Origin of the sequence: Streptomyces sp. NPDC089919 (assembly GCF_040684615.1) — a bacterium.
In the GTDB taxonomy this organism is placed as follows: Bacteria; Actinomycetota; Actinomycetes; order Streptomycetales; family Streptomycetaceae; genus Streptomyces.
Genome location: NZ_JBFBGK010000163.1, coordinates 1 through 12,798 on the forward strand (window position 1 = coordinate 1; position 12,798 = coordinate 12,798).

The window sequence follows — 12,798 nt, forward strand, 5'->3', positions numbered from 1 at the left end:
TGCTCGCCAACGGCGTGATGCTCGGCGTCTCGACGACGCTGAGCGAGGAGCAGTTCCGGTCCTGGGGCTGGCGGGTGCCGTTCTGGGCGGCGGGCGCCGGGAAGGGGTCCAGGTCCGGCGTGAGGACCTGGCCGGGCTTCGGGGCCGCGCCGTCCACCAGGTAGGACGTGACCAGCGCGTTCAGCGCCTTGCTGCGGCCGATGGCGCAGTGCTCGATCATGTCGACCGTCACCAGCACGGAGTTGCCCAGCTGCCGCTGCATCCGCTGCGCGAACCGGTACTGGGTGGCCGGGTCGAAGGTGTTGCCGATGACCATGACCTTGTTCGCGGTACGCCGGTTCCAGGGACCGGTGTAGCGCTCCACGGCCCTGGCCGGCGCCGGCCAGGTCGCACAGGCCGGCGCGTCGAAGGCCTGGTAGCGGCCGAAGGTCGGCGCCTCGCGCTCCCAGACACGCGCCGCGAGCGCGAAGACCTTCTGGTTCGACGGGTACGGCTTGTCCTGGCAGTTGACCCCGAAGTACGAGTCGTCGGAGGTGTACGGCGAGTCGGCCGGGGCCTCGCGCAAGGCCGTCGGGACGACCTTGGCCAGCCGGTCGGCCGCGCCCGGGGCGACCTTGACGGCCGAACCGGTCAGCGCCTGCTGCGGGTTGAGCACCTGGTGCAGCGCCTCCAGCGAGAGGGCCAGCGGTGCCAGCCGGCTCTGCGCGTAGAGGGCGTTCGCCACCTGGCTGGTGAAGCTGCTCAGGGTCACGTCCTCACCGCTCGGCAGCTTCACCGCGGCGGTCCGCAGGTGGTCGCGGATCGCGTCGAACTTGGCCCGGGTGTCGCCCTCGGCGAAGGCGCACCGGGGCGCGCCGGCGGCCTTGCAGCGCTTGAGGAACTCGTCCAGCGACAGCTCGAAACCGCCGGTGGCGCGCTGGCGGTCGTACTCCAGGCCGTTGTGCAGGCGCAGGTTCGGGTCGACGTTGCCGTCGATGATGATCGCGCGCACCTTGTCCGGGTACATGTTGGCGTAGGTGGCGCCGATCAGCGTGCCGTAGGAGAAGCCGGCGAAGGTCAGCTGCTTGTCGCCGACGGCCTGGCGCATCCGGTCGAGGTCGCGGACCACGTTGAGCGTGGACATGTGGCGCAGCAGCGGGCCGGCGTTGCGGGCGCAGGAGTCGGTGAAGTCTCGGGTGGCGGCGAGGGTGTCGGTCACCTCGGTGCGCGTGACCGGCACCCCGGTCATGCGGCCGAAGACGCCGTCGGCGTCCTCCTGGGTGGTGAAGCAGCGCAGCGGGTTGCTGCGGGCGACGCCGCGCGGGTCGAAGCCGATCAGGTCGAAGCGCTCCTGGACCCGGGCCTCGAAGCGGGCCGTGGTCGCCCACAGGTAGCCGCTGCCGCCGGGGCCGCCCGGGTTGAGGAAGAGCGAACCGACGCGGTGCGCCTGGTCGGCGGCCCGGCGCCGCAGCATCGCGATCCCGACCTGCTCGCCGGCGGGGTCGGAGTAGTCCAGCGGGACCGGGTACACCGCGCAGTCGTAGATCTTGGGGTCGGGCTTGGACGGGTCCGGGTTGCAGGGCGTCCATTGCACCGGCTCGACCCGCGGACCGGCGGTGGCCGGCCGCGCGACGGCGGTCGTCGCTCCGGCGGCGGTCACGGGCACCGCCGACGCCGTGGCGGCGCCGCCGGTTATGAGGACTAACGCGCTGGTGAGCGCCGCCGCCAGAGTGGATGTGCGAGACAAGAAAGCCTCCTCGGGGTGAACAAACGCGGTCAGCATGGCAGCAGTTGGGGGTGCGGTAAAGATCGCGCGCGGGCCTGGCGGAGGGGGTGCGGGGACGGTCCGGGCGGAGTCCGTCCGGCCCGTTCCCTCAGCGCTCCCCGTACACCAAGTCCCCCGTGACGTCGGCGAGTCGGGCGCACCCGGCCAGAGACATGGCCGTCTCCAACTGGGTGCGGTACGCCTCCAGGAGGCCGGTGACGCCCGCCGCGCCGCCGAGGGCGAGGGACCACAGGACCGGGCGTCCCAGCAGCACGGCCCGGGCGCCCAGCGCGAGGGCGATCAGGACGTCGGTGCCGGTGCGGATGCCGCCGTCCACGAGGACCGGGACCTCGGCGCCGACCGCCGCCACCACCGCGGGCAGCGCGTCCGCGGTGGACACCGCGCGGTCCAGCTGGCGGCCGCCGTGGTTGGAGACGATCACCCCCGCCGCGCCCGCGGCCACGCACGCCGCCGCGTCGTCGGCCCGCAGTACGCCCTTGACCAGGACGGGCAGTCCGGACATCCGGTGCAGCCGCTCGATGGCCTCCGGGCCCAGCGACGGGTCCTGTTCCCAGCCGGGCAGCCGGGTGCCGACGCCCACCGACCGGCACAGCTCGTCGTCCTCGGGCAGCGGCAGCGGCAGCCCCGAGGTCGCCCGGGGCGGTACGTACGGGGCGTCGACCGTCAGCACCAGCGCCCGCGCACCGGCGGCCACCGCCCGTTCGACCTGGCGGCGGGTGATCTCCGCGTCCCGCAGCCAGTACACCTGGTACCACCAGGGCCCGGCGACCGCGCCGACGTCCTCCGGGTGGCGGGTCGCGCGGGAGGAGAGCACCAGCAGCGAGCCCGCCGCGGCCACCCCCTTCGCGGTGGCCGTCTCGCCCTCGTCGTGGGCCATGCGGTGGAAGGCGGTCGGCCCGGCGAGCACCGGTGTGGCGAGGCGGGTCCCCAGCAGCTCCACGCCCGTGTCCACGGAGGAGACGTCGCGCAGCACCCGCGGCAGCAGCCGCCGGCTCCGCCAGGCCGCCGCCGCCTCGCCCGCGCTGATCTCCTCGTCGGACCCGGCGGCGTAGAACTCGTACGCGGCCTGCGGCAGCACGGCCCGGGCCCGCGCGGCGAGTTCCCGGGCGTGAACGTCAAAGGCGCCGGACATGCGGGACTCCCCCTCCACGGTGCGGTGCGGCCGGGCGGGGATCGCGCGAGCGGTCGGGACCGGCCCCCGGGGGCGCACCTCTGGGGGTGATCCTCGGGGAGCCGCGGACCGGGCCGCAACGGATCCGGCTGTGAGATGGTTCACGGCGGCGGGGGCTCCGCGACGGGTTTGAGCGCCGACCGTTTCTCCAGGTGGACCGGGTCCGGGCGGTCGCGGCCCGCACCGGTCGACCGCCCGGACGCGCCCGCGGGGCGGCTGGCTAGCATGCGCCGTATGACCACCATCAAGATCCGTCCCGCCGTACGGGACGACATCGCGGCCATCGTCGCCATGCTCGCGGACGACGCACTGGGGGCCACCCGGGAATCGCCGGATGACCTGACCCCCTATCACAACGCCTATGAGCGACTGCAAAGCGACCCGAACCAGCTGCTGGTCGTCGCCGATCGCGCGGGCGAGGTCGTCGGCACCCTGCAACTCACCATCGTGCCGGGCCTGTCCCGCAAGGGTTCGACCCGCTCGATCATCGAGGGCGTACGCGTCCACGCCTCCGAGCGCGGCCACGGCCTGGGCGGCCGGCTCATCGAGTGGGCCGTCGACGAGTCCCGTCGCCAGGGCTGCCAACTGGTGCAGCTCACCTCGGACTCGACCCGTACCGACGCCCACCGCTTCTACGAGCGGCTGGGCTTCACCGGCTCGCACGTGGGCTTCAAGCTCCAGCTCTGACCCGGCCGGCCCCCGGACCGGGTGCGCCCGCGGGGGTGGGCGGGGAACTCCCGCCCGCCCCCGCGCCGTTCAGGCGCTCCGGGTGAAGTCCATGTGCCAGTTGGTGAGCCACGTGCGGCCCTCGTCGACGGAGAAGGCCTGCTCCCAGTGGGCGCGGTCGGCGGTGATGCCGGACCAGATGAACCGCGCCCGGATCGGGCGGCCGTCGTACTCGTCGTCCCCGTAGAAGACGCCGGTCCCGTCCGGGCCGAAGCCGCCGGTGACGGGCGGGAAGAGGGTGCCGGTGCGCTTGCTGGCCCAGTACAGCGACCACTGCTCCGTCGCCGGGTCGAACAGGCGCAGCGTCAGCCCGCTGAAGCCCTTCGTGGGGAAGTCGATCTCGTCGAAGCTGGCGGACCCGTCGAAGTGGACGGAGGCGCGGGTGGTGCCCGGGAACTCCTCCCAGCAGTCCTCGCCCTCGGCGGGGTCGAGGAAGTCCTTGCGCCAGCGGTTGGCGACGTCGTAGGTGCCGGTGAAGAAGCCGAAGCCGCTGTCGTTCGTCATGCCGTCGTTCGTCATGCCGCAGACGCTAAGGCCACTCCCCTGACATCTTCTGTCAGGGGAGTGGCGTAGTTTTCGCCCATGCGCGCCGGCCGACTGCTCTCCCTCCTCCTGCTGCTCCAGAACCGCGGCCGGCTGACGGCCGACGAGCTGGCGGCCGAGCTCGAGGTGTCGGTGCGCACGGTCTACCGGGACGTCCAGGCGCTGGCCGCGGCGGGCGTGCCGGTCTACGGCGAGGCCGGGCACGCCGGCGGGTACGCCCTGCTGGACGGCTACCGCACCCGGCTGACCGGCCTGACCACGGACGAGGCGCAGACCCTCTTCCTGGCCGGGCTGCCCGGTCCGGCCGCCGAGCTGGGACTGGGTTCCGTACTGGCGGCCGCCGAGCTCAAGCTGGAGGCGGCGCTGCCGGTGCCGATGCAGGAGGAAGTGCGGCGGATCCGGGCCCGCTTCCACCTCGACGCGCCCGGCTGGTACCGCCGGGGCGACGAGGTCCCGCATCTGCCGGCGGTGGCGGCGGCGGTGTGGCAGCGGCGGCCGCTCCTGGTGCGCTACCGGCGGTGGCGGGCACCGCAGGAGGTGGAGCGGCGGCTGGAGCCGTACGGCATCGTCCTGAAGGCCGGCCGGTGGTACCTGGTGGCCCGGGCCGGCACGGACCTGCGGACCTACCGGATCGGGCAGATCCTCGCCCTGGAGGAGCTGGCCGGGACCTTCGAGCCGCCGGCCGGCTTCGACCTTGCCGGGCACTGGCAGGAGCACACCGCACGCCTCCAGGAACGCCTGTGGCAGGGCGCGGCCGAGATCCGCATCTCCCCCGAAGGCATCGAGAAGCTACGGGAGTTCGCCCCGTCCGCCGTCCTCGACGGGGTGGAGCGGGGCGAGCCGCGGGCGGACGGCTGGTACCGCGCCGTCATCCCGGTGGAGAGCCCTGCGCACGCCGAGGCGGAACTGCTCCGCCTCGGACCCCACGTCGAAGTCCTCGGTCCGCCGGCCCTGCGCGAGCGCGTCGCGGCCACGGTCCGTGCCCTGGCGGCCCGGTACGCCGACTGACCGCGGCGGTACGCCAGGCCCGTCGGCCGCAACGTTTCACCGGGTGAAAGGTGCGTCCGGTCGGGTGAGTCGGCGGCGCCCGCCCTGTCGGGCCCCCGCGCCCGGCGGCTAGACACGACGACTGTGATCGAGGAGCCGTCGCACACCGGTGGCCGGTCCCGGAACCGGACCCGGCCCGAGCCCCCTGCCGGGGCACCGCACCGCCGTCCGGCCGCCCGCACCGCGCCCGTCGGCCCGGCCCGGGCTGCGAGCGCGGCCCGCGCGGCCCTGACCTGTGCGCTCCTGGCCTGCGCCGGGCTGGCGGGCTGCGCCGGACGCGCCGCGGGCCCCGCCCCCGACCCCGATGACGCGATCAGGGCGGCCACCCAGCGGCTGACCGACGCCTGCCTGCTCCGCCAGGGGCTCACGCCACCGCGCGGCGTGCCGGGCCGGGTGCCCGGCACGGACGACGCGAAGGTGAGCGCGGCGCTCTTCGGCGCCGGGCCCGCCGAGCTGTCCCGCGCCCTGCCGACCGGGTACGTCGTCCGCGCCCACACCGACGGCTGCCTGGCCGCCGCGCAGCAGCGGCTCTACGGGGACCAGCCCGGCTGGTTCCGCGCCTCGGTGGTCGTCAACAACCTCCGGCCCGAGGCCGAGCACACCCATCAGGACCTCGCCGAGGTCCGCGAGCGCCACCGCGCCGAGATCGCCGCCTGGGAGCGGCTGCACGCGCACGCCCTCGCCGAAGCCACCGCACTGCTCAGGAATCCCCCACCGAAAGGAAACCCGCCCTCATGAAGCGCATCTCCAGCCTGCTCGTGGCCGCCGTGGTCGCGACCGGCGCGGTCCTCGCCACCTCGGCCGCCGCGGCGGCGGCCGACTGCCGCAGCGGCTACTTCTGCGTCTGGACCGACGCGAACTTCGACGGCATGAAGATCGAGCACAGCGGCGACGACCACTGGTGGGAGGGCGACATGTTCAAGCACGACTCGTCCTGGGCCAACCACGGCGTCTCCGGCCCGGGCGTGCCCGACCACGTGAAGGTGTACGAGGGCCGCGAGTTGCTCGGGCGGGTCACCCTGTGCCTGGGCCCCGGTCAGGAGGTCGGCTACAACGGCGACGCGAACGACCAGGGCGGCTCCCACACCTGGACCACGGGCTGCTGAGTCCCGCCGCACCCCGGCCGGGGTCCGACCACGGACCCCGGCCTCCGTGCGGTCAGGTGACGTGGCCGGTGCGGCCGTCGGCGGAGGCGAGGGCGTCGAAGGTGTCGCCCCGGTACGAGCCGCACTCCGATCAGGGCCGACCGGACCGCAGCAGGGGCACCAGGGCGGCGAAGGCCTCGCGGACGGGGGCCGGGGCCTCGATCCAGGGGAAGTGGCCGGCGTCCGGGACCGTACGGTGCAGCACCCGCGGGCCGTGGAAGCCCGGGGCGTCCCGCCACAGGCCCTGGTCGACGACGTGGTCCTCGGCGCCGCTGACGACGAGGGTCGGCAGCCCTGCCTCCTGCGGGGTCCAGCGGGCCCGGTAGTCCTCGTCGAACCGCGTCTCGGCCCAGGCCACCGCCTCGTGGCAGTACGGCAGTCCGGCCAGCAGCGCACGGCCGGCGGGCAGCCCCCGCGGGGTGAAGTTCCAGGGCGCGGCGGCCAGGGTGAGGGCGCGCAGCGTCCCGTCGCCGGGGTCCCGCCCGTAGGCGTCTGCCGCCGCTGCCAGCCCGGGCAGGGGGTGGCCGGCGGCCCAGTGGCCGAAGGCCTCCCGCCAGCCGGCGTGCGGGGCGCTGCTCACCAGCACCGCCCCGGCGAGCCGGGCGGCCAGGCCTGGGACGGACAGCAGGAACATCCCGCCGGTGGAGTGGCCGACCATGACCGCGTCCGTCAGCTCCCCGGCCGCCTCGGCCAGCACGTCCGGCCAGGCCGCGTAGCGGTGCACCGGCACCTGCGGCACACCGCGGTTGGAGCCGTCGCCGGGCAGGTCCACCAGCCAGGCCGTGCCCGGCACCTGGACGGTCTCGGCCAGCCCCAGCAGTGACTCCGAGCCCAGCCCGGGGCCGCCGGGCACGAACAGCCAGTTCCAGCGCCCGGGGCGGCGCGTCACGCGCCGCAGCCGGACGCCCGAGGGCGTCCACCGGACCTCTGTTTCGGTACCCACGGCGCCGCACCCTTCCGCACCCGCCGCACCCGGGGCGGTGCGGCCCTCCATCATGCGCTGCGGCGCTGCGGGTTCTTCGCCACGTCCCGTACGCCGCGCGAGACGCGTTCGGCGATGGCCGCGACGAAGGTGCGCGGACGGCGGGGTGCCAGGTGCGCGGTGACCGCGTTGGCCAGGCCGGGGGTGACGTAGGCGCGGTCGGCGTCCAGGGCGCGCAGGGCGGACCGGACCACCGGCCCGGGCAGGGCGAAGGAGCCCGTCACGGCGGCCGCGCGGGTGCCGAGGGCGTCGAAGAAGCCGGTCTCCACCGGCCCCGGGCAGAGGGCGAGCACCCGGATCCCGCGGCGCCGGTACTCCTGGCGGAGCCCGAGGCTGAAGTCGAGCACGAAGGTCTTGGAGGCGCCGTAGACCGCGAAGTACGGCGTGGGCTGGAAGGCGGCGGTGGAGGCCACGTTGATCACCGAGCCGCGCCCGCGGGCCAGCATCCCGGGCAGCACCTCGTGGGTGAGGCCGACCAACGCGACGACGTTGACCATCAGTTGGTCGTGGTCCAGGCGGGCGTCGTTCGCCTCGAAGCGGCCGCAGCTACCGAAGCCGGCGTTGTTGACCAGGAGGTCCACGACCAGGCCGCGGGCGGCCAGTTCGGCGCCCACCCGGACCGCGGCGTCCGGCTCGGCGAGGTCCTGGACCAGCACGTGGGCCTCGATCCCGTGGGCCGTGCGCAGCCGTTCGGCCAGGGCGGCCAGCCGGTCGGCGGACCGGGCGAGCAGGACGAGGTCGTGCCCGCGGGCGGCCAGTTGCGCGGCGAACTCCGCGCCGAGCCCGGAGGAAGCGCCGGTGATCAGGGCCGTGGTGCGCACAGTTGGTCTCCTTGCGGCGGGAGGGGCGTTCGATTCCTGCAACAGGAGAGTAGCGACTTATCCTGTAACTGCAACAGCGATGTCACAGATGTGGATGCGGCCGCCTCCTGCGCTGTAACGTCCCGGGTACGACAGGCGGAGGTATGGGATGAGCAAGACGGCGGGCCGCCCGCTGCGGGCCGACGCCGAGCGCAGCGTCCGGGCGATCCTGGCGGCGGCGGAGCGGGTCCTGGCGGAGAACCCGGCCGCGTCGATGGAGCAGGTCGCGGAGGCCGCCGGGGTCACCCGCACGACCGTGCACCGGCGCTTCGACAACCGGCAGGCCCTGCTCGACGCCCTGGCCGCGGAGGCCGCGGCGAAGCTCGCGGAGGCCATCGAGGACGGCCACCCCGAGACCGCCCCGCCGCTGCTGGCACTGCACCGGGCGACCGCCAACGTCCTGCGCGTCAAGGGCGCTTGGAGCTTCGCGCTGGGGCCGGCCGCGGGCCAGAGCGAGCAGGCCGCGCGGATCCACGAGGCGATCGCCCACCGCTGCACCGGGCTTCTCGGCCGGCTGCGGGACGAGGGCGCGATCGCCCCCGACGCCGACCTGGAGTGGGTGCGCCGGGTCCTCTACGCCCTCATCAGCGAGGTGCTGCACTGCGGGGACGCCGGTCACGGCCGCCCGGGCCCCGACCCCGACGCCGGCACGGACCCCGACACCCTCGCCACCCGCATCGTCGACACCCTCCTGCGCGGCGTGGGACCGCGCCCCTCCTGACAGGAAATGCCTGGTCAGACCATGGGTGTGACCGTGTGTACGGTATGCCCGAGTGCGGATTGACAACCTCCGTTTCCTGGGTGACAGTGGCGCGTTCACGCGGCCCGGCCGCACGCACCACGGGGGATCCATGCACGTCGACACAACCGTTCCGGGCGGCCCGACCGCCGCCGACCCGGCGACGGAGGCCGCACTCGAAGAAGGCCGGCAGCTGCTGGCCGCCCGCCGCCCGGCGGAGGCCCGGCAGGTCGCCCGGCGCGCCCTCAAGGCGCACGGAGCGCACGCCGAACTGTCCCTGCTCCTCGCCGAGGCGCACATCGCCGAGGACGACGAGGACCACGAGGACCGGGCGGAGCAGACCTTCCGCGACGCCCTCGAGGACTCCCCCGCCCACCTCGGCCTGCTCACCGCCTACGCGGAGCTCTGCCTGCGGTCCAACTTCGACGACCGGCCGGCCCGGCACAACCGGGGCCCGGCGCTGGTCGCCGAGGTCGAACGGCTCGCACCGGGCTCGCCTCAGGCGCAGCGACTGGCCCGGATCGCCGCCGCCCCCTGGAAGGAGCCGGGCGGCGCGCGCGGGGCCGCCCGCGCCCAGCGGGCCGACCTGCGCACGGCGCTGCGGCGCAACCCGCTGGCGGCGGCCGCCGAACAGGCCCGCGAGGAGGCCGCGCAGCGGCCCGCGGACCTGCGGCGGGCCGTGCTCGCGGAGAGCCTGTCGGCGCTGGACCGGCCGGGCCGGCGGCTGCTCGCGCCCTTGGCGCGGTCCCCGTACACGGGGTTCCTCGGGCGCGCCGTGCTCCTCTCCGCGGCCGTCTGGAGCGGCGTCCTCCTCGGACTGCTGTGGCTGGTGCCGCTCGCCACGGGCATCCTGTGGCTGCCTCGGATCGCGCTCGGCCGGGTGCTGCTCGGGGCCCGGCGGCGGGCCGAGCGGCCCCGCGAGGTCGGTGGACCGCTCACCGCCACTGCGGCTGACGACGCGTCGGACCTGCCGGAACCCGACAAGCCCGGCCGTCGCGAGCTGACGGCCCTCGCCCTCGGGCTCGTCGTCCTCCTCGCGTCCGGCGCCGGCGCGGGCGTGTGGCGGTACCAGCGCTCCCTGGAGTACCCGCGCTACGAGGCCGTGGCGCCCGCGACCTTCCGGGGCATGACGCAGGCACCGTTCTCGGCGTTCGCCACGATGCTGGAGTCGCGCGCGTCCCTCATGGGCGCGCAAGGGCTCGGCTCCTCCGTCAGCAAGGTGTGGTCCGTCAACCCCTCCGACGAGTCGGCGGCGGCCGTGGGAGTGCTCGCGGGGGTCGGGGACCTGCACGACATGTCGGGCTCCGACATCGACGCGATCGCCACGATGGAACGCAGCAGCACGGAGTCGAGCGGGCTGGTCAGCCAGCTCACCTGGCACCCCGAGACGGGACCGGCCGGCGGCTGGATGGTGTGCGACCGGTACACGATGACCGGCGTCGCCGTGACCGTGGCCTCGATGTGCATCTGGGGTGACCGCGGCAGCGTCCTCACCGTCGTCACCCGCGGCAGCGCACTCACCGACGTCGAGGCGATCACCCGCGAGCTGCGCTCCGAGATGATCCGGCCGGCCGGTGCCGCGGGCACGGGCGGCGGCGGGGGCGCACGGGTCTGACCCTCCGGGCCCGGTGGGTACGCCGGCCTCTGCGGCCCGTACGAGCCGTACGGCCCCGGCGGTGACCGCCGCCGGGGCCGGGGCGCTCACCAGTCGTCACGGCCGCGCAGCAGGATCATCATGGCCTTCGTCTCGGTCGTGCCCAGGGCGGTGGCCAGTTGCTCCGCGGTCATGCTGCCGTCGCTGAGTATGTCGGCGGCGTCCTCGGTGATCTGCGCGGCGACCCGCTCCAGGACGGCCGCGGCGCGCAGCGCCGCCAGCGGGGCGTCGCCGGTCATCGACTCGAGGTGGTCGGTGAGGCGTTGCAGGAGGTTGTCCAGCGTCGGCGGCAGGGGGACGACGGTCTCCCGGACGACGGCCAGGTGGGCCGTCCAGTCCCCGAGCGGTCCCGCCAGGTCGATCCCGGCCTCGTCGAGGGGCTTGTCACCGATCGCGTCCCAGTCCAGCGGGTACTCGGCCGGCCCGCGCCAGCCGCACGCGCAGGCCGCGCGCAGGGCCGCCGCCCGCGGCTGGCCCAACTGGCCGTCGTAGGCGGACCAGTGGGTCGTGGAGTGCACCTCCGGGCCGCTGCCGGTGTCGAAGTACGCCGGGCCCGGCTCGGTGCCGTCCGCGAGCAGCGCCCCCACCGCACCCGCGTGCGCCTCGCCGTACTCCGTCGTCGTCCAGTCCCACTCCACGCTCGCCCTCCCACTGCCTCGCCCTGTCCGCGCGCGCCCTCGCCGGACGCCGGCTCTGAGCCTGCCCCGCCCGGCGGCCGATCTCACCGCACCGGCGCCGACGGGTGCGGGAGTTGGCTTGCGGACGCTCGTCGGGCGCGTTGTCGGACCCCCGTGCGATCGTGGGGACATGACCATCGAGGTGCGCCCCGCTTCCGTCTTCGAGGACGTCCGCGCGGTGCTCGGGCCGAAGTCGCCCGGGGCCAGCGTGTGCTGGTGCCTGAGCCACCGGATACCCGCCAAGGCCAACGCCGCGCTGCGCGGCCCGGAGCGGGGCGAGTACGTCGCGGGGCTGTGCCGGTCCGCGGTGGCGCCGGGGGTACTGGCCTACCGGGACGGGGAGCCGGCCGGCTGGGCCGCGGTGGCGCCCCGGGCCGACACGTCGTACGCGCGCAGCCGCACCATCCCGCGGGTGGACGACCTGCCGGTCTGGTCGCTGTGGTGCATACGCGTGCGGCCCGGCCACCGCAAGCAGGGCGTCTCGCACGCGCTGATCGCGGGCGCGGTGGAGTTCGCGCGCTCGCAGGGCGCGCCGGTCCTGGAGGCGTACCCGCTCGACAGCGGCGATGCGGCGGTGGACATGACGATGGCCTACGCCGGGATCCGCCGGAACTTCGAGCGGGCCGGGTTCGTGCACGCGGCCGGCACCAGCTCGGTGCTGGCCGGCCATCCGCGTGTACTGATGCGCCTCGACCTGCGCTGACGGGGACCGGCCGGTCCCCGGCTCACCACCAGTAGGCGGGGTACCGCGGGGAGCCGCGGCGGACCCGGGAGGCGGCGTAGCCGGTCAGGACGAGCAGGACGGTGGAGGCGAACAGCAGCGGCACGAAGCGGGCCGGGGAGGGGTGCTGGAGCACGATCACGACCGCGGTGGCCACGGCCGGGGAGTGCGGGGTCCGGGCGAGCAGGTTCAGGGCGAGCGCCAGCCCGGCCGCGACGGCCGCGGCCCAGCCGCTGCTGCCCGCGGCCGCGAGGACGGCGAAGCCGGTGCCGCTGGCGAGCAGGTGCCCGACGATCACGCTGCGCGGCTGGGCCAGCGGCAGCGTCGGGGCGCTGTGCACCAGGGCCGCGCTGGCGGCGAGGGGCGGTATCAGCACCGGCTCGTGGATCATCGCGCCGAGGGCGACGAGTCCGAGGAGCACGGCCGTGACGGCACTGATGCTGTGGAAGACGGCCAGCGGCCCGGGCCGGGCCGGGGCCTGGCTCCGGACGCTGCCGGGCAGGGTCGCGTCTCCGGCGGCGGCCGGGGCGGTGTCGATGCTCATGTGCGGGGACGTTCCAGTGGCAGGCGGCGGCCGCGAGGCCGGTGGCAGGGGGACAGAGCGGGGACGGCCGCCGTCGTGCGAGCGTAACCGGGCGGTGGGCGGGGCCGTCCGGCGGGGTAGGTGAAGGGTGCTGGACCGGGGCGTGGACGGCTTCCGGATCGACGTGGCGCACGGCATGGTCAAGCCCCCGGAGCTGCCGGACGTGGGCCGCGGCGGGCAGGCCG

Annotated in this window: 13 protein-coding genes and 1 pseudogene; 7 read left to right on the plus strand and 7 right to left on the minus strand. The window is 75.2% G+C overall.

The window, feature by feature from the left end; translation table 11 throughout:
- Window positions 1-187: 187 nt before the first annotated feature.
- Together AB0O40_RS35945 and AB0O40_RS35950 are read right to left on the minus strand one after the other, a co-directional pair.
- Window positions 188-1,762: pseudogene (locus AB0O40_RS35945) on the minus strand (alpha/beta hydrolase); the annotation flags it as partial.
- 91 nt (window positions 1,763-1,853) lie between these two features.
- On the minus strand, window positions 1,854-2,897 hold the full coding sequence (locus AB0O40_RS35950; protein WP_365050145.1) for an alpha-hydroxy acid oxidase: 1,044 nt from the start codon (window positions 2,895-2,897) through the stop codon (window positions 1,854-1,856).
- Between the two features lie 273 nt (window positions 2,898-3,170).
- On the opposite strand from AB0O40_RS35950, the gene AB0O40_RS35955 reads away from it, so the two are divergent.
- Window positions 3,171-3,623, plus strand: a complete 453-nt coding sequence (locus AB0O40_RS35955; protein ID WP_365050147.1) for a GNAT family N-acetyltransferase — start codon at window positions 3,171-3,173, stop codon at window positions 3,621-3,623.
- A gap of 69 nt (window positions 3,624-3,692) precedes the next feature.
- Here AB0O40_RS35955 and AB0O40_RS35960 read toward each other — a convergent pair whose 3' ends face one another.
- Window positions 3,693-4,181, minus strand: a complete 489-nt coding sequence (locus AB0O40_RS35960; RefSeq protein ID WP_365050149.1) for a hypothetical protein — start codon at window positions 4,179-4,181, stop codon at window positions 3,693-3,695.
- A gap of 63 nt (window positions 4,182-4,244) precedes the next feature.
- Here AB0O40_RS35960 and AB0O40_RS35965 point away from each other — a divergent pair, with 63 nt between their 5' ends.
- The 3 genes from AB0O40_RS35965 (at window position 4,245) to AB0O40_RS35975 (ending at window position 6,358) form a co-directional block, all read left to right on the plus strand.
- A complete protein-coding gene (locus AB0O40_RS35965; RefSeq protein ID WP_365050151.1) occupies window positions 4,245-5,213 on the plus strand; it encodes a WYL domain-containing protein in 969 nt (322 codons plus the stop codon).
- A 123-nt stretch (window positions 5,214-5,336) separates the two neighbouring features.
- Window positions 5,337-5,990, plus strand: a complete 654-nt coding sequence (locus AB0O40_RS35970) for a hypothetical protein (RefSeq protein WP_365050153.1) — start codon at window positions 5,337-5,339, stop codon at window positions 5,988-5,990.
- Window positions 5,987-6,358, plus strand: a complete 372-nt coding sequence (locus AB0O40_RS35975) for a peptidase inhibitor family I36 protein (protein WP_365050155.1) — start codon at window positions 5,987-5,989, stop codon at window positions 6,356-6,358. The genes AB0O40_RS35970 and AB0O40_RS35975 overlap by 4 nt, the downstream gene beginning before the upstream one ends.
- A gap of 130 nt (window positions 6,359-6,488) precedes the next feature.
- Here AB0O40_RS35975 and AB0O40_RS35980 read toward each other — a convergent pair whose 3' ends face one another.
- Together AB0O40_RS35980 and AB0O40_RS35985 are read right to left on the minus strand one after the other, a co-directional pair.
- Window positions 6,489-7,340 (minus strand): alpha/beta hydrolase, encoded by an 852-nt coding sequence (locus tag AB0O40_RS35980; protein WP_365050157.1) that lies wholly within the window; start codon window positions 7,338-7,340, stop codon window positions 6,489-6,491.
- 50 nt (window positions 7,341-7,390) lie between these two features.
- Window positions 7,391-8,200 carry an SDR family oxidoreductase gene (locus tag AB0O40_RS35985; protein WP_365050159.1) on the minus strand — a complete coding sequence of 270 codons (810 nt, stop codon included), beginning with the start codon at window positions 8,198-8,200 and terminating at the stop codon, window positions 7,391-7,393.
- Between the two features lie 148 nt (window positions 8,201-8,348).
- Here AB0O40_RS35985 and AB0O40_RS35990 point away from each other — a divergent pair, with 148 nt between their 5' ends.
- Window positions 8,349-8,960 carry a helix-turn-helix domain-containing protein gene (locus AB0O40_RS35990; protein WP_365050161.1) on the plus strand — a complete coding sequence of 204 codons (612 nt, stop codon included), beginning with the start codon at window positions 8,349-8,351 and terminating at the stop codon, window positions 8,958-8,960.
- A 130-nt stretch (window positions 8,961-9,090) separates the two neighbouring features.
- Entirely contained in the window at window positions 9,091-10,593 is a 1,503-nt protein-coding gene (locus AB0O40_RS35995; protein WP_365050163.1) for a hypothetical protein, read from the plus strand.
- An 86-nt stretch (window positions 10,594-10,679) separates the two neighbouring features.
- Here AB0O40_RS35995 and AB0O40_RS36000 read toward each other — a convergent pair whose 3' ends face one another.
- Window positions 10,680-11,270 (minus strand): hypothetical protein, encoded by a 591-nt coding sequence (locus AB0O40_RS36000; protein WP_365050165.1) that lies wholly within the window; start codon window positions 11,268-11,270, stop codon window positions 10,680-10,682.
- A 169-nt stretch (window positions 11,271-11,439) separates the two neighbouring features.
- Between AB0O40_RS36000 and AB0O40_RS36005 the strand changes: the two genes are divergently transcribed.
- The gene (locus AB0O40_RS36005) at window positions 11,440-12,012 is read left to right on the plus strand and encodes a GNAT family N-acetyltransferase (RefSeq protein WP_365050167.1); all 573 of its coding nucleotides are present in this window, start codon (window positions 11,440-11,442) and stop codon (window positions 12,010-12,012) included.
- A gap of 22 nt (window positions 12,013-12,034) precedes the next feature.
- On the opposite strand, the gene AB0O40_RS36010 is transcribed toward AB0O40_RS36005, so the two are convergent.
- Entirely contained in the window at window positions 12,035-12,574 is a 540-nt protein-coding gene (locus AB0O40_RS36010; RefSeq protein WP_365050169.1) for an HPP family protein, read from the minus strand.
- Window positions 12,575-12,798 lie beyond the last annotated feature (224 nt).